Here is a 21935-nt window from a genome sequence, read left to right as displayed (position 1 = left end):
GCCCTACAGCAAGCCGGCCTGCGGCCCCGGATAGCGCAACACGCCATCCACCATCACCGCATCCGGATTGAGCTTGTGTGGCTCGGTCTTGCCCGGCGCCATCAGATGCAGCACCGTCCAGCCGCGGGCGACGAAATCATCGGCGATCAGCCGTCGATGGCAACGCCACCACACGGCCTCTGCGCACATCACGCAGGTGCGCTCGACCCGCGCGGCGGCCATCAGCGCCTCGCGCGCGGCGATGTATTCGGGATCGGCCAGGTAATCGGCATAGGCACGGAACGCTTCCACTCGCCAAGCGGTATTGGGCGAATCCGGCAGCGGCTTGCGTCGCCCGCCCATCGCCGGCAGCGGCCAGTAGCGAATGCCGGCCTCGGCCAATGCCTGTGGCATCGCATCGCGCGAAAACTGCGGGTTGTGGCGGGAGCCGGCGAAGCGACGCACATCGGCCAGGACTTCGATCCCGGCATCCACCAACATCGCCACGAACGCCTCCCAGGGCCGGGTGGAATGACCGATGGTCCACAGCGTGTCGAGGGGTGCCGCCATGCCGCCATCATGCCCGCGCGCCGACGGCTTGGCGATTTGCGCAGGATCAAGCGCCGCGCCGTCGCGCCGCGTAAAATGTGCGCCTACCCCGCAGTTCCCCGCATCGCATGGCCTCCCCTTTCGGCACCGAAACGGTGCTCGACGTTCGTCACTGGACGGACGCCTATTTCAGCTTCACCACCACCCGCGACGATGGCTTCCGTTTCGACAACGGCCAGTTCGTGATGATCGGCTTGCCTGTCGAGCAGGCGGACGGCTCCACCAAGCCGCTGATGCGTGCGTATTCGATCGCCAGCGCGAACTGGGAAGAACAACTGGAGTTCTTCAGCATCAAGGTGCAGGACGGCCCGCTGACCTCCCGCCTGCAGCACATCCAGCCGGGCGATTCGATCCTGATCGGGCGCAAGCCCACCGGCACCCTGCTCGTGTCGGACCTGCACCCGGGCCGGAACCTGTATTTGCTGGGCACCGGCACTGGCCTCGCGCCCTGGCTTGCGATCATCAAGGACCCTGAAACCTACGAACGCTTCGAGCGCGTGGTGCTCTGCCACGGCGTGCGCGGTGCCGATGACCTGGCCTACCGCGACTACATCGAACGCGAGCTGCCCAACCACGAACTGCTGGGCGAGACCATCCGCGACCGCCTGCTGTACTACCCGGCAGTTTCACGCGAGGATTTCGTGCACGCGGGGCGCAACCACCGCGGGCGCATCACCGACCAGCTGGACAACGGCCACATCGCCAAGGTACTGGGGCTGGACGCGCTGGACGCGAAGCACGACCGCGCGATGATCTGCGGCAGCCCGCAGATGCTGGCCGATTTCCGCGGCATCCTGGATGCGCGCGGCTTCACCGCATCGCCGCGCATCGGCACCGCCGGGGAATACGTGTTCGAACGGGCGTTCGTCGAAAAATAATCCGTGCTCAAGCGATGCCGTGGCGCAACCAGATTCGCGCGGCCGCTTCGCTGCCGAATACTCGTGCATCGAAACCGCGCTCACGCGCCAGGATCTCGCCGTACTCGACTTCGGGGATCTGCTGCGCATGCGCTTCCACATAGGCCACGCGCACGCCCTCGAACCCCATCCCCACCATCGCCTGCACGAATTGCTCGAGTTGTTCCGGCGGTGGCGGATCGCCTTCCATGTCGTCCACCACCAGCAACGACTTCGGCACCTGGCCAAGCCGCAGCTCCGCCGCCAGCGCCGTCCAGTAAGCCAGCGTGGTTTCCAGCGTGCCGTTGACGCCAGTCACGTGCGCACGCAGCAACTCGCCTTCGCGGCTGTAGTCGATATGGAACGCCGCCCCTGGCATCAAGCCATCCCGTGCCGCAACCAGATCGCGGCGTCGGTTTCGTTGCCGAACATGCGAATGGTGTAGCCGCGTTCGCGCGCCATCAGCTCGGCGAATTCGATCCGCGGCATCTGGTCCATCCGCGCTTCCACGTAGGCGATGCGCGCGCGGTCCAGCCCGCTGCCGTCGATCAACGCGAAGAACCGTTCCAGGTCCGCATTGGTCATCACTTCGCCCTGCAGGCCGTCGATCACCAGCAATTCGCTTGCACCTGCGGCGCGCAGCTCTTCGGCGATGCGCAGCCAGTACGCGCTGCTCACTGCCAGCCCGGTATCGCGTCCGCCAACGATCCGTGCGGTCAGGCGCGGTGCCTCGTAGTGGAACTCGAGGCGATAGTCGGATGCATCGACGACCTTCGCTGTCATCCCGCCAGCGCCTTCTCGATGTCGCGCGCGATGGATTCGGGCTTGTCGGTCGGCGCATAACGCTTGATCACCCGGCCATCGCGACCGACCAGGAACTTGGTGAAGTTCCACTTGATGCCATCGAAGCCCAGCAAGCCGCCCTTCTCGTCCTTCAGCCACGTCCACAGCGGATGCGCGTGCGCACCGTTGACGTCGATCTTGGCGAACATCGGGAAGCTCACGTCATAGGTCAGCGAGCAGAAATTGCGGATTTCATCGGCATTGCCCGGCTCCTGGTGGCCGAACTGGTCGCTGGGGAAGCCCAGCACCACCAATCCCTTGTCGCCATAGTCGCGCCACAGCTTCTCCAGCCCGGCGTATTGCGGGGTGAAGCCGCATTTGCTGGCGACGTTGACGATCAGCAGCACCTTGCCGCGCCAATCGGAGAGCGGTTGAGGGCTGCCGTCCAGGGCAGTGGCGTCGAAATCGTAGGCAGTGGTGGCCATGGGCACCTGCGGCGTCGGGAAGACGCGATTGTGCGCGGTCTCGCCAGCCGCGCCTACCCTGGGCAACGCGATGCTGCATCGCGGACGGCCATGCCATTCGTCACGGGCTTTGGCTCCCACCCTGCGCTACGCTTGCAGTTTCGCCCGATCCACCTCACGAGGACCGCATGAAACAGCCCATTGCCTGCGCGCTTGCGCTAGCCATCGCCACCGCCCTTGGCGGCTGTGCCACCGCGCCTGCCGCGATCACCGACAAGGAGGCCTCCACCATGCCCGTCGTCGCCTACAACGGCGTATTCGCACAACCCAGCCCGCTCGCGCTTCACTACCCCGAATTCGACAAGATCGCCGACAGCGACTACGTGCCCGCGTTCGATGCCGGCATGGCCCAGCAATTGCAGGAAATTCAGGCGATCGCCAACAACCCGGCCGCGCCGACCTTCCAGAACACCGTGGTGGCCATGGAGAAATCCGGCCAGGTGCTCGGCCGTGCCACAGGTGTGTTCTTCAACCTGCAAGGCACCAACAAGACCGACGCACGCGACGCCATCGAAACCGAATACTCGCCGAAGTTCGCCGCGCATCGCGACGCGATCTACCTGAACCCGAAGCTGTTCGCCCGTATCAAGGCGCTGTATGACGCGCGCGCCACCTTGGGCCTGGACGCCATCGACCTGCGCTTGCTGGAACGCTACCAGCAGGACTTCGTGCGGGCAGGTGCGGCGCTAAGCGAACCGCAGAAGGCACGCATCCGCGAAATCAACGGGGAGCTGTCGAAACTCGGCACCCAGTTCGACCAGAACGTGCTGGCCGAAGTGAACGATTCGGCGGTGGTGGTGGACAGCGCTGACAAGCTGAAAGGCTTCAGCGACGAGCAGGTTGCGGCTGCCGCCGAGGCCGCCAAGGCGCGCAAGCTCGACGGCAAGTACGTCATCGCCCTGCTCAACACCACCGGCCAGCCTGCGGAAACGCAGCTCGAGGATCGTGCGCTGCGCCAGCGCCTCCACGAGGCCTCCGTCGCGCGCGGCAGCCGCGGCAACCAGTGGGACAACACCGCCCTCGTCTCGCAGGTGCTGAAGCTGCGCGCCGAGCGCGCGAAGCTGCTCGGCTACGACACCTACGCCAACTACGTGCTGGCCGACGAAACCGCGGTCAACCAGGACAACGTCAACAAGATGCTGCGCCAGCTGGCCCCGAAAGCGGTGGCGAATGCGCGCCGCGAAGGCGGCGACTTGCAGGCGATGATCGATGCCGACCAGAAGGCCAAGGGCCAAGCGTCCTTCCAGCTTTCGCCGTGGGACTGGTCGTTCTACAGCGAAAAGGTGCGGCAGGCCAAGTACAGTTTCGACGAGTCCCAGCTCAAGCCGTATTTCGAGATGAAGCACGTGCTGGAGGACGGCGTGTTCTTCGCGGCCACCAAACTGTACGGGATCACCTTCAAGCAGCGCACCGATCTGCCGAAGTACATCGCCGACACGTGGACCTACGACGTGTTCGACAAGGACGGCAAGCCGCTCGCCATCTTCATCTGGGATCCGTATGCGCGCGCATCCAAGCGCGGCGGCGCGTGGATGAACACCTACGTTTCGCAGGACGACCTGACCGGCAACAAGCCCGTCGTCGCCAACCACCTCAACATCCCCAAGCCGTCCGAAGGCAAGCCGACGCTGCTGACCTGGGATGAGGTCACCACCGCGTTCCACGAATTCGGCCACGCGCTGCACGGCTTCTTCCAGGACGTGCGCTATCCGTACTACTCGATGAACGTGCCGCGCGACTTCGTCGAATATCCGTCGCAGGTCAACGAGATGTGGGCCGACTGGCCGGAAGTGCTGGCCAACTACGCCAAGCACTACCAGACGGGTGCACCGATGCCAAAAGCGCTGCTGGACAAGGTGATCGCCGCCTCCAAGTTCAACCAGGGTTTCGCCACCACCGAATACCTGGAAGCCGCGATGCTCGACCAGCGCCTGCATCAGGCGCCGGCCGACAAGATCCCGGCCGCAAACCAGGTCATGGCCTTCGAGGCCAATGCGCTGAAGGCCGATGGCTTCGATTACGCGCCAGTGCCGCCGCGCTACAAGACGCCTTATTTCAGCCACATCATGGGCGGCTATGCGGCCGGCTACTACGCCTACATCTGGTCGGAAGTGCTGGCGGCCAATACCTCCAAGTACATCCGCGAGCATGGCGGCCTGACCCTGCAGAACGGCGACCGCCTGCGCGACAAGGTGCTGGCCCCCGGTGGCGAGATCGCCCCCGGCAAGCTGTTCCCGAACTTCGCCGGCTTTGATGCGAAGATCGAGCCACTGCTGGAACAGCGTGGCCTGACCGCGAAGTAATCGCGCCTCGCAGCCGTACCGCAACGCCGTCGCAAGGCGGCGTTGTCGTTTACGACATCAGCGATGCAGGCCCAGCGGATCTGCCATCGGCCGCGAACCCGGCGCCTGCACGGCTTGCGTGCCCGGATCGCGCAACAGGGCCATCCGCGCCGCGTGTTCATCGTTCGCGTCCAGGCCAAGCAGCGGCTTGAACTCACCTGTAATCAACGTGGCGATGGGCAGGCCATCGCGCAACAACAGCCGCGCGCCCGGCTGGCGCGGCACCTTGTCGCCGGCGATGACGCCGCCCAGCAAGTTGAGCGGATCACTGGCGGAAACCGCGATCATCGCGCCGTCGTGCGCGCGGTTGCGCACGGCGCGCAGGCCAGCCACCGCTTCGGGCAGTGCGAACTGCTGGCCGACCACGCCGGACAGGAAACGCCCGCCACGGATCTCTCCGCGCGCTTCCAGCCGTTGGTATTCGCGCAAGAGTTCCCGCCACGACGGTAGCCACGATGCCTCGCGTTCCAGCAGGCGCCAGCAGACCACGCCGTAACGGCGCAGCAGCACACGGGCAACGTGTTCGATCAATGCCGGTTGCGATGCGGTGTCCGCCACGGGCTTGCGCATCAGGCTCCAGCGTCCGGCGTCGGCGATCGCGCTCAGCGAGGCCCGCCGACCGCCACGCCGCATGTAACTGGCCGGTTTCTTCGATGCCGGCAGCAGCAGTGCGCGCAAGCCGGAATAGCTGTCGCAGCCCACGTGCCCGCGTGCAACCAGTTCCGCCAGCGCATCTTCCAACTCGGTTTCCAGCAGGCGCGCGGCATCGACCAGTTCATCAAAGAACAGCGCGCCGTGGCCGCGCAGGCACTCAGCCACTTTCTGCGCGCGCGAGGACAGCGGCGACTCCTCGCCGGACTGGTTCGCCACCAGCTGTGTCCACAACGGCAATTCACGCCGAGGCAGCAACACGATCGGCGCCGCGCGCACCAGCGATTCGCCACCCGCGCGCAGCCGCGCCCAGGCGATGCGCCCGGCAGCGCACAGATCGTCCAACCAGCCGATGGAATAATCCTTCACCCGCAATGGCAGCAGCTCGCTTTCCCACGCGCCCGCCGCGGCCTCGAACCCTTCCAGCTGCGCCAGCACGCCGGCCAGCGCTTCCGGACCCTGTACCCGCGTGGCCGGCGAGACGCGTTGCCAATCGCACAGGAAGCGCACGTAATCGCGCACGTCGACCGGTTCGATCTCGCGCCGCAACCTGCCCAATGTATTGCGGTGGATGCGCGCCAGCAGGTGGCGCTCGCACCATTCATCGTCCGCCGTAGTCGGCGTGAAACGACCGCGCATCACATAACCCTCCTGCTCCAGTGCGAGCAGGGCGAAGTCCACGTCGTTACACGGCGCGACCAACGCATCGGCGATGGCGGCAGCCGTGGTCACGCCCATCCCGCCCAAACGGCAACGCACCAGCTCGCGCAGCGCGTCTTCGCGCATCCATTCCTGCGCGTAGTCGGCCGGCGCTTCGATCATCGGCTGCAACGTTGTCTGAGGATGGATCGCGAGCAGTTGCGACAGGCGCTCGGCGGTGACCCACAGCACGCGATCGCCTGCGGACAAGCGGGTCGCGCGCTTCGCCTTCGCCAATGCTTCCAGCAAACCCGTCCAACCGGACGCTTCGGCTTCACCGGCAGCCGCGGCACCCAGCTGCATCAGCGCCTCGTGCATGCCGTCTGCATCCGTCGGCTGCGGCCATGCGTCCTCGCGCACCGCGTCGATGGCATCCATGTCCAGCTTGCCCAGATCCTGCGCCTGCGAGGCATCGCCGAAACCGCGTGCCACCACTGCACGCGTGCGGCGCTCTTCCAGCGGCGCATCATCGAGGAAGGCGTACGGCCGCGCGCTCAGCACTTCCGCCGCAAACGGGGACGGGCCGGTGAGGTCGCGCGCGACGACTTGTACCGCGCCTGCTTCCAGTGCGCGCAGCAAATCCAGCCAACCGTCGACATCCATCGCCTCATGCAGGCAGTCCTGCAGGGTCTGCGCAACCAGTGGATGGTCGGGCACCTCGCGCTCACCGACGATATTCTCCAAGCACGCGACCTGATCCGGGAACACCGTCGCCATCAGGTCTTCGGACTTCATCCGCTGCAACTGCGGCGGGACTTTCTTGCCGCCGCTGAAGCGCGGCAATGCCAATGCATTGGCCGCGTTCCAGCGGAAGCGCGTGGGGAACATCGGCGCGTCCAGCAGCGCCTGCACCAGCACCTGCTGGGCACTGGACGAATGCAGGTAGGACATCACTTCGATCAACGGGAAGCTGTGGCTGGTGGACAACGACAGCACGATGGCGTCCTCGGTCGCCGCAGCCTGCAATTCGAAATTGAACTTGCGGCAGAAACGCTTGCGCAGCGCCAGACCCCAGGCCTTGTTGACGCGGCTGCCATACGGCGAATGGATGATCAGCTGGGTGCCGCCGGATTCGTCGAAGAAGCGTTCCAGCGCAATCTTCGATTGCGAGGGCAGCATGCCGAAACCGGCGAACTGCGCCGCCGCGTATTCGGCAACCTGGCGCGCGGCGGATTCATCGAGCTGCAAGTCCGCCAGCAGCCAGTGTCGCAGCGCGGGCTCACCGCCCTGCTCCAGCTGCGCCTGCAGCGTCTCGCGCAAGCGCGACACGCTGGCCGACAGTTCGATGCTGCGGCCCGGCGCCTCGCCCAGCCAGAACGGAATGCTGGGTGGCGCACCTTCGGCATCCTGCACGCGCAGGCGGCCGGCCTCGACGCGCAGGATGCGGTAGCTGGTGTTGCCAAGCTGAAACACGTCGCCGGCCATGCTCTCGATGGCGAAGTCTTCGTTCACCGACCCGATGGTGATCGCCTGCGGTTCCAGCAGCACGGTGTAATCGCCGACATCGGGAATGGTGCCGCCGGACATGGTCGCGGTCAGGCGCGCGCCCTTGCGCCCGCGCAGCTTGCCATGCACGGCATCGCGATGCAGGTAATTGGCTCGCTGGCCGTAGCGGGTGCTGAAGCCATCGGCCAGCATCCGCACCACGTCGTCGAAGGTCTTGCGCTCCAACTGCGCATACGGCCATGCGCGGCGCACCATCGCGAACAGCGCGCCCTCGTCCCATTCACGGCAGGCGACTTCGGCCACCAGTTGCTGCGCCAGCACGTCCAGCGGTGCCGACGGCATGATCAAGGCATCCAGCTCACCTCGATGCACGCTGTCCAGTAGCGCCACGCATTCCATCAGTTCATCGCGCGAACTCGGGAATAGTCGCCCCTTGGGAATACCGCCGACATGGTGGCCGGAACGACCGACGCGTTGCAGGAAGGCCGCGATCGAACGCGGCGAACCGATCTGGCAGACCAGCTCCACGTCGCCAATATCGATACCGAGCTCCAGCGACGCGGTCGCCACCAGCACCTTCAGCTGCCCGGCCTTGAGCTTCTGCTCCGCATCCAGCCGCAATTCCTTGGCCAGCGAGCCGTGGTGCGCGGCCACGTGTTCCTTGCCCAGCAGTTCGCCGAGGTGGCGCGCCGCGCGCTCGGCCATGCGCCGGGTGTTGACGAATACCAGCGTGGTCGCGTGCGTTTCCACCAACTGCGCGATCCGCGCGTACACCAGTTCCCACTGCGCATTCGACATGACCGGCGCCAACGGCACCGGCGGCAGTTCCAGCACCAGGTCGCGCTTGCGCGAATGACCGATATCAACGATGGCGCAGTCTTCGCCCTCGGTACCGGTCAGGAACTTCGCCACCGCCTCGATGGGCTTCTGCGTTGCCGACAACCCCACCCGCGTCGCCCGCTTGCCGGTCAGTGCATCCAACCGCTCCAGTGAAAGCGCCAAGTGGCTGCCGCGCTTGCTCTGTACCAGCGCATGGATTTCATCGACGATCACCGTACGCACACTGGCCAGCATCGACCGCCCGGACTCGGAGCCCAGCAGCACGTAGAGCGATTCCGGCGTGGTCACCAGGATGTGCGGTGGGCGTTTGCGCAGGGCCGCGCGTTCGGACTGCGGGGTGTCGCCGGTACGCACCGCGGCGCGGATGTCGACATCGAGCAGCGCCTGCGCGGCGAGTTCCTCGCGAATGCCGGCCAGCGGCGCCTCGAGATTGATGTGGATGTCGTTGGACAACGCCTTCAGCGGCGACACGTACAAGACCAACGTCGCATCCGGCAGGCCGAATGACAGGCCTTCGCGCACCAACGCGTCGATGGCGGTCAGGAATGCGGTGAGGGTCTTGCCGGAGCCCGTGGGTGCCGCAATGAGGGTATCGCGGCCGCTGGCGATGGCTGGCCATGCGGCGATCTGCGCTTCGGTCGGCGCGGGGAAGCTGCCCGCGAACCAGGCGGCCACGGCGGGATGGAACGCGGCGAGCGCAGGATGCGCAGACATGCGTGGATTATCCGCCGCCTCGGGCATCGACGAATGAACGCGTTGATGGTCGAAATCGAAACGGATCTGGGCGCTACCGTGCATCGGTCGATGCTGGCTTTGCTCCGTCTCAGCCGCCGCGACAGCGGCTGTGTGCCACTACTCGATCAGCCGCCCTGGAACAGTTTGCGGTAGTCGGCGGCCAGATGCGGCAGCAGCGCCCGTGCCGGGATTTCCACGGTGCGCGTGCCTTCCACATAGGGCGCGACTTGGTATGGCGGAAACACGAAGCGGATCGCGCGGATCTGCCCTTCAGCATTCATCACCGGCTCGAACTGGGCGAAATTCGCTGGATCAGGCTTGGTGCCATCGTCGATCATCCGGCTGCCGTTTTCGAGCTGCTGGGCGCGATCCGCGCCTTCCACTTCATCCGCATCCAGCCGTTGCGACAGCGCGGTCATCAGCTGTTCGCGGCTTGTATCGGAAATCGCCTGCCAGCCGGCGGCATCGGCGATCAACTGATTCGCCTTCAACATCGATTGTCGCTGCGGCAGCCAGACGAAACGCGCCACCAGCGGATTACCGTGCGCACCCCCGGTATAACTGCTGCCGTCGGCGGCCACGGCGACCACTTGCGGGGTGTCCACCAATCCGGTGAACTGCAGGCTGAGATCGTAGGGCGCAGTGGGCTTCTGCCCCTGCAGGCCGGCCACGGCTTTCATCAGATCGCCACGGGCGGCATCGGCATAGGCTTTCAGCGCCTGCGCCAACAACGGGTGACCGGCAGCCGATTTCGGATAACTGATGCCGACGATATAGTCGGGCCGGGTTTCGACCACGTCCTGCAACGCAACGACAGGCGCAGGCGCAGCGGGCGTTTGCCCGTCCGGCGCTGGGGTGGTGGCGCGATCGCAGGCGGCGAGCACGGCGCATGACACGAGGATGTAAACGATGCGGTGGGGACGCATGAGCACGATGAATTGGGATATCAGAAACGGAAACGTGATTCAGGCTAGCCAGCGGACGTTGAAGAACGTGTGAGAAATCTGCAAGCCGTGGCTTCACCACGAAAGAAAAAGCCCGGCCAAGGCCGGGCTTTTCTTGGCGCGAGCGCCAGGCGAATTACATCGCCTGCACTTCGTCGGCCTGCAGGCCCTTCTGGCCCTGCACGACCTTGAAGGAGACCTTCTGGCCTTCCTGCAGGGACTTGAAGCCGGTGCCCTGGATCGAGCGGAAGTGGACGAAGACGTCCGGGCCGCTTTCCGGGGTGATGAAGCCGAAGCCCTTGGCGTCGTTGAACCACTTGACGGTACCGGTCTGACGATCCGACATGTTTGTTACTCCTAGAACAGTTTGAAATGGTGACACGATCCACCGAGGCGAACCGCGACTGTCGAGCAAGGGGTAACGCACACGATGTAGCGGATCACATGGATCTACCGCATCGGGTCACGATGTACCGTGATCCCGCTTGAAACAGTGGGCGCACCATACCGCACTTTTCTGGACATTTGTGAATGGGTGGCAATTATTTTTTGCCGCCCCGGAGCCCGGCGAACACTTGCTCACCAATCCATCTGCTCCGGCAGAAGGCCGCGCAACTCCGCGTCGGTCAGGTTCCGCCACTGCCCGGGCTTGAGCCGGCCCAGCTTCACGTTGCCGATCCGCACCCGCAGCAACTGCTTCACCCGGAAGCCGAAATGGGCGGCCATCAGCCGGATCTGCCGGTTCAGGCCCTGGGTCAGCACGATCCGGAAGCCCTGGCTGCCCAGCTTGCCGGTCTTGCACGGCAAGGTCATTTCCCCGTGGATCGGTACCCCGCGGCTCATGCCGCGCAGGAATTCCGGGGTCACCGGGTGGTTCACGGCAACCAGGTATTCCTTCTCCAGCTTGTTCTCCGCGCGCAGGATGCGGTTGACGATGTCTCCGTTGCTGGTCAGCAGGATCAGGCCTTCGGAATCCTTGTCCAGCCGGCCGACCGGGAAGATGCGCTGCTGGTGGTCGACGAAATCGACGATGTTGCCCTTCACCCCGGAATCGGTGGTGGAGGTGATCCCCACCGGTTTGTTCAGCGCGATGTAGACGTGCCGGCGCTGACCCTTTGCCGCCGTGCGTGCCGCCAGTGTATTGCCGTCGACGCGGACCTCGTCGCCTTCGCCCAGTTCGCTGCCGATCCGCGCACGGATCCCGTTCACGGTGACCCGGCCCTCCGCGATCAGGCGGTCGGCCTCGCGGCGGGAGCAGAAGCCGCTATCGGCGATGTGTCGGTTCAGGCGCATGGGGGCGCATTCTACGCGCCCATGGGTCTGGATCAGGCACGCAGGGCCTCGAATTCCGGATGGCGGCGCATCCACGCATCGGCGTAGGAACATAAAGGCTCGACCTTCAAGCCCTCATTCCTTGCATGCAGCAGTACCGCGCGCACCAAGTTGCCGGCAATGCCGCGCCCGCCGATGGCCGCCGGCACGATGGTATGGGTGATGGCGATCGCGCTGGCACCCGGCTCGTATTCGACGAAGGCGACGTGGCCGTCCACTTCGGTCACGAAACGGTGGTGGGCGGCATCGTGGCGGATCTCGGACATGGCAGGCTCCAGGGTCATGGCGATCCCGATTGCAGCAGGCTTTGCGTGAAGTGGCTGAAAACTCGCGGCTCCAGCACCAGTGTGAACAGCACGCCGTACGCCGCGCCCCAGAGATGCGCGCTGTGGTTGACGTTGTCGCCGCCGCGGCGATCCATCCAGATGCTGTAACCCACGTACAGCAACGCGAACAGGAAGGCCGGGATCGGCACCGGGATCGGGAAGATGATCAGCTTCGACCACGGATCGAACAGGATGAAGGAGAACAACACCGCCGAAACGCCGCCGGACGCGCCCAGGCTGCGGTAGTTCGCATCGTGCCGATGGCGCAGGTAGGTCGGCAGGATCGCGATCACGATCGCAGACAGGTAGAACAGCACGTAGCCGATCGGCGTGATCCATTCGGAGAACACCCGCTCCACCGCGGTACCGAACGACCACAGGGTGATCATGTTGAACAGCAAGTGCATCCAGTCCGCGTGGATGAAGCCATGGGTCAGCAGGCGGTCGTACTGTTTGTTCCGTTCCACCGCAGGCGGCCACAGGATCAGCCGCTCCAGCAGCGCGCGATCATTGAAGGCGCGCCACGACACCAGCACGGTGATGGCGACGATGACGATCGTGAGCGAGAAATTCATGCGTCAGGCCGCCCGGTAGTTGTCCTGCATCGGATAGGTACGCGCATAGGCGGCGAACGCCAGCGCGGCGATGAAAGCGAATACGGCGAAGAAGAACATCAGGAACGCGTTCTCGCTGTAGCCGGTGGTGGCGATCTGTGCGGTGACGGCCTCGTTGCGCACGGCAACGTTGGTGATCAGAACCCACAGGCTGCCGAAGGTGCTGGTCAGGTACCAGAACGCCATGATCACGCCCTTCATCGACTGCGTGGCCTGGCTGTAGGCGAACTCCAGCGCGGTGGCGGAGACCAGCACCTCGCCGAAGGTCAGCAGCAGGTAGGGCCAGGTCTGCCAGGCCAGCGAGGTCTGCACGCCACTGTCGATCTTCAGCTGGATCAGGCCGGCGATGATCCAGGCGATGCCGGCGAAGGCGATGCCCCAGCCCATGCGGCGCAGCGGGGTGGGTTCGAAGCCCATGCGACGCAACGCCGGATACAGCACGATGTTGTTGAACGGGATCAGCAGCATGATCAGCAGCGGGTTCAGCGCCTGCATCTGCCCGGCTTCCTTCACCAGCCAGCTGGGCCACCACCATGCATCGTGCGGCACCACCATTTCCTTGCCCTGGATCACCCAGGTGCTGGCCTTCTGGTCGAACAGCGACCAGAACGGCGTGGTCAGCGCGAACACGATCAGGATCCGCAGCACCGCGCGCACGCCGTCCACCGCCGCATCCGGATGCTTGCCGCGTGCGCGCTCCAGTTGCATCGACACGCCGATGCCGCCGAACGCGATCAATGCACCCAATGCCAGGCAGGCGGTGATCACGAAATGGAAATCCTCCGGCCAGAACGGCAGGCTCACCCCGAACCACGCATGCAGCGCCCAGCACAGCAGCATCGCCACCGCCAGCGCCACGCCGAAGCCTGCCACCAGCAAGCCGGCACGCCCCTGCCCCGCCACCTGCGTGGTCAGCGCGGTGCGCGCGACGTTGAAGAATGAATCCGGATCCTTGCCCTGCGTCGGCGGTACCCGCACGTACTGCTTGCGGCCCAACCAGAAGATCAGGGTGGCGATGAACATCAGGATGCCGGGGATGCCGAACGCCACCGCCGGCCCGAAGTTGCGCAGGAACAGCGGCATCAGCAGCGAGGCGAAGAAGCTGCCGAAGTTGATCGTCCAGTAGAACGCGTCGAACACGATCTTGGCGAGGTGCTTGTTGGCGGTGGTGAACTGGTCGCCGCAGAAACTGACCACCAAGGGCTTGATGCCGCCACTGCCCAGCGCGATCAGGAACAGGCCGGTGTAGAAGCCGGTGCGGTTGTCCTCGAACATCGCAAGACAGGCATGACCTGCGCAATAGATCAGCGAGAACCACAGCACCGTGTTGTATTTGCCGAAGAACCTGTCCGACAGCCAGCCGCCGAGCAGCGGGAAGAAATACACGCCGATCACGAAGCTGTGGAATACGTCCTTGGCGACGCTCTGCCGCTCCGCCTCCGGCACGTAGGCCAGGATCACGCTGCTGACCAGGAACTGCACCAGGATGTTGCGCATCCCATAGAAGCTGAAGCGTTCGCAGGCCTCGTTGCCGATGATGAAGGGAATCTGCCGCGGCAGGCGCGCGTTCGGGTCGGCAACGGTGGCTTGGCTCATGCGTCGTTCTTCACTTTGATCGTGGGTGCAGCCTAACCGATCCGGCGGTCAGGCCCATTCGGTCAGGCCTTCGCGTTCGTACAGGGACTTGAACGAGGGCCGCGCCTTCATCCGTTGCGCCAACGCGGCCAGCTGCGGCCATTCGGTTGCAGGCTTCGGCATGTTGCGCGACCAGCGCATCAACATCGTCAAGTAGAAATCGGCGGCGCTGATGTCGTTACCCAGCAAGTACGGGCCGTTGGTCGCCAAGTGGTCGTCGATGCGCTGCCACTCCGCTTCGATGCGCGGCGCGCAATGCGCACGCAGGGCCTCGGCATTCGCCTCGCCTGCCGGTTCACCCGGGTACCACCACTGGCGGAACAACGGCTGCACCATGTTGCAGAGGTTGAACATCCACTGCAGGTATTCGGCGCTCTGCGGATCGTCGAAGGCCGGCGCTAGGCGCGCATCGGGATAACGCTCGGCAAGCAGGATCGCCAGCGCCGCCGCTTCGTACTGCGGCTTGCCGTCGATCACCAAGGTCGGCACTACGCCGTTCGGGTTCAGCGCGAGGTATTCCGGCGATTTCTGCGCTTTCGCCGCGGTATCGACCAAGTGCAGTGCATGCGGCACGTCGAGTTCGATCAACAGCCAATGCACCAGCAGGCTGGCGGCGCCAGGGGCGTAGTAAAGCGTGGTGTCCATGTGCGATCCGGGAAACGGCGATGGCGGAGTTTCGCATGCGACGCAGGCGCAGCACGCATGACCATGGGCAGGCCCGGCAGGAATGCCAGCGCGGTTACCATCGGGCCATCCCGCCAGAGAAACGCCGATGCGCCTCGCCCTGCTTGGTACCGCCCTGTTCGCTTGCACCCTGCCCGTCTTCGCCGCTAGCCCGGCGCTGAGCACTGTCGCCGAACGCAGCGGCTTCAAACAGACCGGCCGCTACGACGAGGTGATCGCGCTATGCAACGCCTTCCAGCAGACGTACCCGAAGGCGGTACGCTGCTTCAATTTCGGCACCACGCCCGAGGGGCGGCCGATGAAGGCGATGGCGGTGTCCACCAGCGGCGCGCTGGACACCAAGACGGCGCATGCGCGCGGCTTGCCGGTCGTACTGGCACAGGGCGGCATCCACGCCGGCGAGATCGACGGCAAGGACGCCGGCTTCTGGCTGATCCGCGACCTGTTGCAGGGCAAGGTCGGTAAAGGCCTGCTGGACAAGCAGGTACTGCTGTTCGTGCCGGTATTCAACGCCGATGGCCACGAGAACTTCCGCGCCTGGAACCGACCCAACCAGCGCGGCCCGGAGCAGATGGGCTTTCGCGTCACCGCGCAACGCTACAACCTCAACCGCGATTACGTGAAGGCCGACAGCGCCGAAATGCAGGCGATGCTGGGGCTCATCAACCAGTGGGATCCGCTGGCGATGCTCGACCTGCACGTCACCGACGGCGCCAAGTTCCAGCACGATATTTCGATCACCGGCGAGCCCACCAACTCAGGCGACATCGCCCTGCGCGAAGCCGGCAACGGACTGAAAGACGGCATCATCGCCAAGCTGGCCGGGCAAGGCTCGAAGCCGGTCGGCTTCTACCCGAGCTTCGTGGAGGACGATGATCCCGCTTCCGGCTTCATCCACGGCGTCAGCACGCCGCGTTTCTCCAACGGCTATTTCCCGCTGCGAAACCGCATCGGCATCCTGGTCGAAACCCACTCCTGGCGGACCTATCCGGAGCGCGTGCGCAGCACCTACAACACGGTGCTGGACGCGCTGGAACTGGTTGCCGCCAATGGCGGTCACTGGCTGAAACTTGCGCATGACGCGGACGCCCGCGCGGCGCAGCTCGGCGGCCAACCGGTGCCACTCGATTACAAGGCCACCGATAAGGTGCGCACCATCGATTTCCTCGGCTACGAATACACCCGCACGCCTTCGGAAATTTCCGGCGCATTGATGACGCGCTACGACGAAACCAAGCCGCAAACCTGGAAGATCCCGCTGCGCGACGAGATCGTGCCCGGCAACAGCGTGATCGCGCCGAAGGGCGGCTACCTGGTGCCGCAGCCGTACGCGGTGGCCGTGGCGAAGCACCTGCTCACGCACGGCATCGACTTCCGCGTGCTGACCGCGCCACTGCGCGATGCCAAGGCACAGGCGTTCATCGCCGACAGCGCGCAGTTCTCGCCAACCTCGGTCGAAGGCCACCAGCGCGTGAACCTGAAAGGCGAATGGACGCCGCAGGTGGCGAACATCGCGGCCGGCGGCTTGTTCGTGCCGATCGCGCAGGCCAACGCACGCCTGCTGGTCAACATCCTTGAGCCGACCGCGGGCGATTCGATGGCGGCCTGGGGCGATTTCAACAACGCCTTCGAGCGCAAGGAATACATGGAGGGCTATGTCGCCGAGGAAGAGGCACGCAAGATGCTGGCCAAGGATCCCGCGCTGAAGGCGGAATTCGAGAAGAAACTGAAGGACGATGCCGAGTTCGCGAAAAATCCCGGTGCGCGCCTGGATTTCTTCTATCGCCGGCACCAAGCATGGGATCCTGGCACCAACCGCTATCCGGTCATGCGCACCGACTCCACGCACTGAGCCGCATTAGCAGTTTTCGTACTTCCAGTTGCGGCGCTTGCCTTCAGCCATCCATTCGATGGCCTGGGCCAGTCGCCTCGCACGGGTATCCTCGCGCTTGGCCTCGACGATCCATTCGATGTATTCGCGCCTGCAGCCGGGAGGGAATCCTTCGAACGTCGCCTGCGCCGCCTTGTTCTTCTTCAGCGCCACAAGCAGGTCGTCCGGTGCTTGCGGCAGCGGTTTCGGCGTGGTCTTTCGCGTGGCCGGCGACTTCACGCCGTCCTCGTTGAGCTTCATCGCCTTGCGGAGATGCGCCAGCAGCATCTTCTTCGGCGGCAGGTCTTTTAGCGACGTCATCTTGCCGTAGCTGCCCATGCCGTCGCGCGGCTCGCCCTCGCCCACCACCAACGCGTGCTTCCAGTAGCCGAACGATGCGTGCTGCTTGAATGCGGCCATGCCGCACAGGATCGCGCCCGCGTGCATGAAGGTCGGCATCGACCATTTCATGGTTTCCTCGACGTCCGGACAGGCTTCGCGCACCAGCTCGCGCACCCGGGTGAGGATCGGTTGCGCGAACGGCGCAGCGCGTTCGATATAGGCATCAATGCGGGGATCGCGGGCCATGGGCTTGCATGCGTATGGGGACGGGGCCATTCTGCGCTCAGGACAGGATGCCGCAAGGGGGCTACACATGACCCAGCAGGAACGCCGCAAGGATGAACACAAATCTTCCCGCGACCTGCGCGCCGAATTGAACGAGGCGCAGCGTGACACGCTTGCCGAGCTTGAACGCTACGGCTGGCAGTTGAAATTCGTCCGCCGCCCGATCTTCCAGCCGTCGATCCCGGTCGTGTTCGACGGCGATCGCAAGTCGTACGCCGTGCTGGAAGCCGATGGCACGCTCAACGAGCATCCGCCCTTCGACATCCGCCACGGCTGACCGATGACGAACCGCAATTCCAATGCATGGATCCCATGGCTGCTGTTGGCCATCGTGCTTGTCGGCGGCTGGATGGCCTGGCCGCGACAGCAGGTGCATTCGCCCGCGATGCCCGCCAGCGGTGCTGTTTCGCCTCCACCAGCCACCGAACAAGCGCCACGGCCGCTACCGCGCGGCGAATCCCCGCCTACCGAACCGGACACGCAGTCGCGTACGCGGCTTCCCGATTTCCTGCCGCCCGAGGCGGCGGACACCATCGCCTTGATCAGGCGCGGCGGCCCGTTCCCGCACCGGCAGGACGGCAGCGTGTTCGGCAATCGCGAAGGCCGCCTGCCGCGCAAGACGCACGGCTGGTATCGCGAATACACCGTGGACACCCCCCGGCTGAGCCATCGTGGCGCACGTCGCATCATCACCGGCGGCGATCCGCCGAGCGAGTGGTACTACACCGACGACCACTACGACAGCTTCCGCCGCTTCGACGCCACCGGAGGATTGCAGTGACCGATTCCGGTTTCGACCTGGGCCTGGACGATGCGTCGCGCACCGGCGTGTACTTCGTCACCGCCGACGACATCGGCACCCTCGACATGGCCAGCCGTGATGCCGGCCTGCTGGCCCGGCGGATCGACCTGCGCGATTGCGCCGACAAGGCGACCCTGATGTTGCGCCTGTCCACCGCCCTGGACTTCCCACCCGGCAGTGGCCGCAACTGGGATGCGCTCAGTGATCGCCTGCGCGACCTGTCCTGGCTGCCCGCCGCCGGCTACGCCCTGCTGTTCGACGATGCCCGCGACCTGCGCGATGCCGACGAAACCAGCTTCGATACCTTGCTGGAAATCCTCGACGAAGCCGTCTCCGACTGGTCGCAGCGGGACGTTCCTTTCTGGGCATTCCTTGCCCTGCCGGAAGACGAATTCGAACAGTCCTGACGGACGAGATTCCTTTCTGCCTCCCCGCGGCCCGGCGCCACAAAAAAAACCCGCCTTTCGGCGGGTTTTGCTTTGTATGGTGCCCAAGAGGGGACTCGAACCCCTACGACCTAAATCGCTACCACCTCAAGGTAGTGCGTCTACCAATTCCGCCACCTGGGCAGGTGTTGCGGCTTGCGCCGCGACCGCATTGTAAATCCGATTGCCGATTACTTGGCCGGTGCAGGCGCTTGCCCGGCGGCCGGCGCAGTCGCCGGTTGCTGCGGTGCAGCGACGGGTGCGGCCGGTTGCTGCGACGGCGCAGACGGCACCTGCGCGCTCGGCACTTGCTGCACCGGCGCAGCCGGCACCGCCGGCTGCGCCATCACGCCAAGATCCGGCGCAGCCGGTGTATCGCCCTGGCGAGCGGCCTTGCTGGCGTAGATGGCCATGCCCATGCTGACCGTGAAGAACACGATGGCCAGCCACTTGGTGCTCTTGCTGAGGAAGTTCGAGGCGCCACGCGCACCGAACACGGTGGCGGAGGCGCCACCGCCGAAGCCGGAACCGGCCTGCGCGCCGGCGCCGCGCTGCATCAGGATCAGCGCGATCATCGCGATCGCCACCAGCACGTACAGCACTTGGATGAGTTGCAGCAACATCGTGGTTCTTATCCCATCTTTTATCAGGGTGTGAGTCAGGCCACCGCGGCGGATGCGATGGCCAGGAAATCCGCGGCGACGAGCGAGGCGCCGCCGATCAGTCCGCCGTCCACGTCGGCCTGGGCGAACAGGCTGGCCGCGTTGTCGGGCTTCACGCTGCCGCCGTACAGGATCGGCAGCAAGCCGGCGATTGTAGCATCGCGCGCGGCCACCTCGCCACGGATGAAGGCATGCACCGCCTGCGCCTGTTCCGGGCTGGCGGTAAGGCCGGTACCGATCGCCCACACTGGTTCGTACGCGACCACCGCACCGGCGAAGGCCTGCGGCCCGGCGGCATCGAACACCGCCTGCAACTGTTCCCGTACCCGTTCTTCGGTCTGCCCGGCCTCGCGCTCCTGCAGGGATTCGCCCACGCAGAGGATCGGCGTCAGCCCGGCGTCACGGGCGGCGGTGAACTTGGCGGCGACCAGTGCGCTGCCTTCGTAGTGGTACTGCCGGCGCTCGGAATGGCCGACCAGCCCGTATTTCGCGCCGACATCGACCAGCATGTCGGCCGAAACCTCGCCGGTGTACGCGCCCTGCCGGTTGCAGCTGACATCCTGCGCACCGAACGCCAGCGGAGTTCCCTCGAAGTCCTCGATGAGATCGCCCAGGTAGGGCAGCGGCGGCAGGATCAGCAGATCGACGCCTGGCGGCGACATCGCGGCGATCTGGCCGACCAGGTCAGTGGCGAAGGCGCGGCTGCCATGCAATTTCCAGTTCCCGGCAACGATCTTGCGGCGCATGCACGACTCCTTGCGTATGAAACGCGAAGTTTAGCAATCCCGGCCGTGCCGCCGTTATAGTCCGCGCATGAACCAGCGCTTCCCGCCCCTGCGCATCCTGCCCTATCGCAAACCGACCGAAGGGCGCGACTACTGGCTGTTCGATGACGTACTGCCGAATGCCGGCGACATACGCGAACGCTGCATGGGCAAGCAGGACTGGGAACTCGGGTTTCCACACACCGGCGAGAGCTGGCCGGGTCGGCGCGCAATCCCGGCACTTGAACCGGACGAGCTGGCGCACCTGGAAGGCAAGGTGCGCGATGCCACCGGCATGAAGAAGCTTTGGGTGCAGGATGCGCCGGACGGCAAGACGCTGAACCACAACTGCGTGCAAGTAGTGGGCAAGCGCGAAGCGAGTGCGCGCCCGCATACGGATTCGCGCGCATTGTGCCGTTACGCCGCTGTGCTGTACCTGACCCCGAACGCACCGGAAGACTGCGGCACCAGCTTCTACCGCCAACGCATGCCGAATGGCCAACTGGGCGGCAACACCGTGAACAAGCCGCACAACAATCTGGTCGAGGCGCTCGGTACGCGCTTCGTGCCGCCGGATGCGTTCGTCGAGGATGTGCGCGTGCCCAACCGCTTCAACCGCCTGCTGGTCTACAGTGCAGCAATGATCCACAGCGCCACCGCCTATTGCGGCGAGATACTTGCCGACGAGCGGATGACCGCGGTGTTCTTCTGGATGGGCGCGTAACCGCCTCATGGACGAAGGCCACCTTGCGGTGACCTTGTCGATTCACTTCAGCTTGATCTCGCGCAGGCGTTCTTCGAGATAGCCCTGGGCGGTGATCGGCTCCGGATAGCGACTCGGATTGTCCGCAGTGATCGTGGACGGCAACACGTCGATCAGGAAATCCGGATTCGGATGCAGGAAGAACGGAGTCGAATAGCGCGGCTGGCGCGCCTGCTCGCCGGGCGGATTGACCACCCGATGGGTGGTGGACGGATACACATGGTTGGTCAGGCGTTGCAGCATGTCGCCGATGTTGACCACGATGGTGTCGGCATCCGAGGTGAACGGCACCCACTCGCCCTTCTTAGACAAGACTTCCAGCCCGGCAGCGCTGGCGCCGACAAGCAAGGTGATCAGGTTGATGTCCTCGTGCGCGCCGGCGCGGACATTGGGGATGTCGTCGGTGGTGATCGGCGGGTAATGGATCGGGCGCAGGATCGAATTGCCCTCGTCGGTCTTGTCGGCGAAGTAGTCCTCCGCCAGGCCGATGTGCAGCGCCAGCGCGGACAGGACTTGCGAGCCCAGCGTATCCAGCGATTCGTACAGCCCATAGCCCACTCGCTGGAATTCCGGGACTTCGACCGGCCACAGGTTTTCCGCCATCACGCCGGCATGCCTGGAATCGCGCGGGATCTCGCGGCCGATGTGCCAGAACTCCTTGAGGTCGGAATACTTGGCGCCCTTCGCGGTTTCCACGCCGAACGGCGTGTAGCCGCGCGCGCCGCCGCCACCGGGGACGTGGTAGCGCTTCTTCGCTTCTTCCGGCAATGCGAAAAACGCCTGGAAGGTCTGGTATGCCTCGTCGATCTGCACCTGCGGGATGCCGTGGTTGCGGATGCCGGCGAACCCCCATTCGCGATAGGCCGCACCGAGTTCATCGATGAAGGCCTGGCGGTCTTCCGGACTGGACGGATGGGTGAAACGGCGGATGTCGAGGGTCGGGATCGGACTGGCCATGTCGATGTCTTCAGTAGGCGTGCAAC

Annotated in this window: 23 protein-coding genes and 1 tRNA gene; 7 read left to right on the top strand and 17 right to left on the bottom strand. The window is 65.0% G+C overall.

All coding sequences use genetic code 11. The features are described 5' to 3' along the window. Positions 1 to 3: 3 nt before the first annotated feature. Positions 4 to 549, bottom strand: a complete 546-nt coding sequence (locus G7079_RS06790; RefSeq protein WP_166056584.1) for a DUF488 domain-containing protein — start codon at positions 547 to 549, stop codon at positions 4 to 6. A gap of 107 nt (positions 550 to 656) precedes the next feature. On the opposite strand from G7079_RS06790, the gene G7079_RS06785 reads away from it, so the two are divergent. Continuing rightward, entirely contained in the window at positions 657 to 1466 is an 810-nt protein-coding gene (locus tag G7079_RS06785; protein WP_166056583.1) for a ferredoxin--NADP reductase, read from the top strand. A gap of 7 nt (positions 1467 to 1473) precedes the next feature. On the opposite strand, the gene G7079_RS06780 is transcribed toward G7079_RS06785, so the two are convergent. From G7079_RS06780 to G7079_RS06770, 3 genes are read right to left on the bottom strand one after another with little or no spacing between them, the layout of a single operon-like run. After that, complete coding sequence (locus G7079_RS06780; RefSeq protein ID WP_166056582.1) at positions 1474 to 1863, bottom strand: hypothetical protein; 390 nt, start codon at positions 1861 to 1863, stop codon at positions 1474 to 1476. After that, the gene (locus G7079_RS06775) at positions 1863 to 2267 is read right to left on the bottom strand and encodes a hypothetical protein (RefSeq protein WP_166056581.1); all 405 of its coding nucleotides are present in this window, start codon (positions 2265 to 2267) and stop codon (positions 1863 to 1865) included. Before G7079_RS06775 ends, G7079_RS06780 begins: the two co-directional genes overlap by 1 nt. Next, a complete protein-coding gene (locus tag G7079_RS06770) occupies positions 2264 to 2758 on the bottom strand; it encodes a glutathione peroxidase (protein ID WP_304940801.1) in 495 nt (164 codons plus the stop codon). Before G7079_RS06770 ends, G7079_RS06775 begins: the two co-directional genes overlap by 4 nt. Positions 2759 to 2919: 161 nt before the next feature. Between G7079_RS06770 and G7079_RS06765 the strand changes: the two genes are divergently transcribed. Beyond that, the gene (locus G7079_RS06765; protein ID WP_166056579.1) at positions 2920 to 5094 is read left to right on the top strand and encodes a M3 family metallopeptidase; all 2175 of its coding nucleotides are present in this window, start codon (positions 2920 to 2922) and stop codon (positions 5092 to 5094) included. A gap of 57 nt (positions 5095 to 5151) precedes the next feature. Here G7079_RS06765 and G7079_RS06760 read toward each other — a convergent pair whose 3' ends face one another. From G7079_RS06760 to G7079_RS06725, 8 genes are all read right to left on the bottom strand, one after another. After that, entirely contained in the window at positions 5152 to 9483 is a 4332-nt protein-coding gene (locus tag G7079_RS06760; protein WP_166056578.1) for a DEAD/DEAH box helicase, read from the bottom strand. Positions 9484 to 9629: 146 nt separating this feature from the next. Further along, a complete protein-coding gene (locus G7079_RS06755; protein WP_240906134.1) occupies positions 9630 to 10388 on the bottom strand; it encodes a DUF3298 and DUF4163 domain-containing protein in 759 nt (252 codons plus the stop codon). Positions 10389 to 10584: 196 nt separating this feature from the next. Next, positions 10585 to 10794, bottom strand: coding sequence for a cold-shock protein (locus G7079_RS06750; protein WP_139717747.1), 210 nt, complete (start codon positions 10792 to 10794; stop codon positions 10585 to 10587). 233 nt (positions 10795 to 11027) lie between these two features. Further along, the gene (locus tag G7079_RS06745) at positions 11028 to 11741 is read right to left on the bottom strand and encodes a pseudouridine synthase (protein ID WP_166056577.1); all 714 of its coding nucleotides are present in this window, start codon (positions 11739 to 11741) and stop codon (positions 11028 to 11030) included. 32 nt (positions 11742 to 11773) lie between these two features. Beyond that, entirely contained in the window at positions 11774 to 12046 is a 273-nt protein-coding gene (locus G7079_RS06740; protein ID WP_240906133.1) for a GNAT family N-acetyltransferase, read from the bottom strand. Positions 12047 to 12060: 14 nt separating this feature from the next. Then, complete coding sequence (locus tag G7079_RS06735) at positions 12061 to 12681, bottom strand: rhomboid family intramembrane serine protease (RefSeq protein ID WP_166056575.1); 621 nt, start codon at positions 12679 to 12681, stop codon at positions 12061 to 12063. A 3-nt stretch (positions 12682 to 12684) separates the two neighbouring features. After that, a complete protein-coding gene (locus G7079_RS06730) occupies positions 12685 to 14316 on the bottom strand; it encodes an oligopeptide:H+ symporter (RefSeq protein ID WP_166056574.1) in 1632 nt (543 codons plus the stop codon). A gap of 48 nt (positions 14317 to 14364) precedes the next feature. Continuing rightward, on the bottom strand, positions 14365 to 15000 hold the full coding sequence (locus G7079_RS06725; RefSeq protein ID WP_166056573.1) for a glutathione S-transferase: 636 nt from the start codon (positions 14998 to 15000) through the stop codon (positions 14365 to 14367). Between the two features lie 127 nt (positions 15001 to 15127). Between G7079_RS06725 and G7079_RS06720 the strand changes: the two genes are divergently transcribed. After that, on the top strand, positions 15128 to 16891 hold the full coding sequence (locus G7079_RS06720) for a M14 family metallopeptidase (protein ID WP_166056572.1): 1764 nt from the start codon (positions 15128 to 15130) through the stop codon (positions 16889 to 16891). Positions 16892 to 16897: 6 nt separating this feature from the next. Here the strand turns inward: G7079_RS06720 and G7079_RS06715 are convergent, their stop codons facing one another. Then, a complete protein-coding gene (locus G7079_RS06715; protein ID WP_166056571.1) occupies positions 16898 to 17497 on the bottom strand; it encodes a YdeI/OmpD-associated family protein in 600 nt (199 codons plus the stop codon). 67 nt (positions 17498 to 17564) lie between these two features. Here G7079_RS06715 and G7079_RS06710 point away from each other — a divergent pair, with 67 nt between their 5' ends. Genes G7079_RS06710 through G7079_RS06700 form a run of 3 tightly spaced genes read left to right on the top strand, consistent with a single transcriptional unit; the run spans position 17565 to position 18745 of the window. Next, the gene (locus G7079_RS06710; RefSeq protein WP_166056570.1) at positions 17565 to 17813 is read left to right on the top strand and encodes a hypothetical protein; all 249 of its coding nucleotides are present in this window, start codon (positions 17565 to 17567) and stop codon (positions 17811 to 17813) included. Positions 17814 to 17816: 3 nt separating this feature from the next. Beyond that, positions 17817 to 18317: a ribonuclease domain-containing protein gene (locus tag G7079_RS06705; protein ID WP_240906132.1), complete on the top strand. Its 501-nt coding sequence runs from the start codon at positions 17817 to 17819 to the stop codon at positions 18315 to 18317. Next, a complete protein-coding gene (locus G7079_RS06700; RefSeq protein ID WP_166056569.1) occupies positions 18314 to 18745 on the top strand; it encodes a barstar family protein in 432 nt (143 codons plus the stop codon). Before G7079_RS06705 ends, G7079_RS06700 begins: the two co-directional genes overlap by 4 nt. Positions 18746 to 18822: 77 nt before the next feature. Here the strand turns inward: G7079_RS06700 and G7079_RS06695 are convergent. From G7079_RS06695 to tpiA, 3 genes are all read right to left on the bottom strand, one after another. Further along, positions 18823 to 18907: transfer RNA gene (locus G7079_RS06695), tRNA-Leu, on the bottom strand. A 47-nt stretch (positions 18908 to 18954) separates the two neighbouring features. Further along, a complete protein-coding gene (secG, locus tag G7079_RS06690; RefSeq protein ID WP_166056568.1) occupies positions 18955 to 19386 on the bottom strand; it encodes a preprotein translocase subunit SecG in 432 nt (143 codons plus the stop codon). A 35-nt stretch (positions 19387 to 19421) separates the two neighbouring features. Beyond that, positions 19422 to 20171: a triose-phosphate isomerase gene (gene tpiA / locus G7079_RS06685; protein WP_166056567.1), complete on the bottom strand. Its 750-nt coding sequence runs from the start codon at positions 20169 to 20171 to the stop codon at positions 19422 to 19424. Positions 20172 to 20238: 67 nt separating this feature from the next. Between tpiA and G7079_RS06680 the strand changes: the two genes are divergently transcribed. Then, a complete protein-coding gene (locus G7079_RS06680) occupies positions 20239 to 20913 on the top strand; it encodes a DUF6445 family protein (protein ID WP_166056566.1) in 675 nt (224 codons plus the stop codon). Positions 20914 to 20955: 42 nt separating this feature from the next. On the opposite strand, the gene G7079_RS06675 is transcribed toward G7079_RS06680, so the two are convergent. After that, positions 20956 to 21909: an isopenicillin N synthase family oxygenase gene (locus tag G7079_RS06675; protein ID WP_166056565.1), complete on the bottom strand. Its 954-nt coding sequence runs from the start codon at positions 21907 to 21909 to the stop codon at positions 20956 to 20958. Positions 21910 to 21935: the final 26 nt, after the last annotated feature.

The organism is Thermomonas sp. HDW16 (assembly GCF_011302915.1).
In the GTDB taxonomy this organism is placed as follows: domain Bacteria; phylum Pseudomonadota; class Gammaproteobacteria; order Xanthomonadales; family Xanthomonadaceae; genus Thermomonas.
The sequence above is the reverse complement of the archived record's forward strand: the minus strand, read 5'-3'. Positions and strand labels throughout refer to the sequence as shown.

What these genes read in the sequence shown, in the direction of transcription:
- G7079_RS06790 (WP_166056584.1), bottom strand. Translation starts at nt 549, where the DNA reads ATGGCGGCACCCCTCGACACGCTGTGGACCATCGGTCATTCCACCCGG.
- G7079_RS06785 (WP_166056583.1), top strand. Translation starts at nt 657, where the DNA reads ATGGCCTCCCCTTTCGGCACCGAAACGGTGCTCGACGTTCGTCACTGG.
- G7079_RS06780 (WP_166056582.1), bottom strand. Translation starts at nt 1,863, where the DNA reads ATGCCAGGGGCGGCGTTCCATATCGACTACAGCCGCGAAGGCGAGTTG.
- G7079_RS06775 (WP_166056581.1), bottom strand. Translation starts at nt 2,267, where the DNA reads ATGACAGCGAAGGTCGTCGATGCATCCGACTATCGCCTCGAGTTCCAC.
- G7079_RS06765 (WP_166056579.1), top strand. Translation starts at nt 2,920, where the DNA reads ATGAAACAGCCCATTGCCTGCGCGCTTGCGCTAGCCATCGCCACCGCC.
- G7079_RS06760 (WP_166056578.1), bottom strand. Translation starts at nt 9,483, where the DNA reads ATGTCTGCGCATCCTGCGCTCGCCGCGTTCCATCCCGCCGTGGCCGCC.
- G7079_RS06750 (WP_139717747.1), bottom strand. Translation starts at nt 10,794, where the DNA reads ATGTCGGATCGTCAGACCGGTACCGTCAAGTGGTTCAACGACGCCAAG.
- G7079_RS06745 (WP_166056577.1), bottom strand. Translation starts at nt 11,741, where the DNA reads ATGCGCCTGAACCGACACATCGCCGATAGCGGCTTCTGCTCCCGCCGC.
- G7079_RS06740 (WP_240906133.1), bottom strand. Translation starts at nt 12,046, where the DNA reads ATGTCCGAGATCCGCCACGATGCCGCCCACCACCGTTTCGTGACCGAA.
- G7079_RS06735 (WP_166056575.1), bottom strand. Translation starts at nt 12,681, where the DNA reads ATGAATTTCTCGCTCACGATCGTCATCGTCGCCATCACCGTGCTGGTG.
- G7079_RS06730 (WP_166056574.1), bottom strand. Translation starts at nt 14,316, where the DNA reads ATGAGCCAAGCCACCGTTGCCGACCCGAACGCGCGCCTGCCGCGGCAG.
- G7079_RS06725 (WP_166056573.1), bottom strand. Translation starts at nt 15,000, where the DNA reads ATGGACACCACGCTTTACTACGCCCCTGGCGCCGCCAGCCTGCTGGTG.
- G7079_RS06720 (WP_166056572.1), top strand. Translation starts at nt 15,128, where the DNA reads ATGCGCCTCGCCCTGCTTGGTACCGCCCTGTTCGCTTGCACCCTGCCC.
- G7079_RS06715 (WP_166056571.1), bottom strand. Translation starts at nt 17,497, where the DNA reads ATGGCCCGCGATCCCCGCATTGATGCCTATATCGAACGCGCTGCGCCG.
- G7079_RS06710 (WP_166056570.1), top strand. Translation starts at nt 17,565, where the DNA reads ATGACCCAGCAGGAACGCCGCAAGGATGAACACAAATCTTCCCGCGAC.
- G7079_RS06705 (WP_240906132.1), top strand. Translation starts at nt 17,817, where the DNA reads ATGACGAACCGCAATTCCAATGCATGGATCCCATGGCTGCTGTTGGCC.
- secG (WP_166056568.1), bottom strand. Translation starts at nt 19,386, where the DNA reads ATGTTGCTGCAACTCATCCAAGTGCTGTACGTGCTGGTGGCGATCGCG.
- tpiA (WP_166056567.1), bottom strand. Translation starts at nt 20,171, where the DNA reads ATGCGCCGCAAGATCGTTGCCGGGAACTGGAAATTGCATGGCAGCCGC.
- G7079_RS06680 (WP_166056566.1), top strand. Translation starts at nt 20,239, where the DNA reads ATGAACCAGCGCTTCCCGCCCCTGCGCATCCTGCCCTATCGCAAACCG.
- G7079_RS06675 (WP_166056565.1), bottom strand. Translation starts at nt 21,909, where the DNA reads ATGGCCAGTCCGATCCCGACCCTCGACATCCGCCGTTTCACCCATCCG.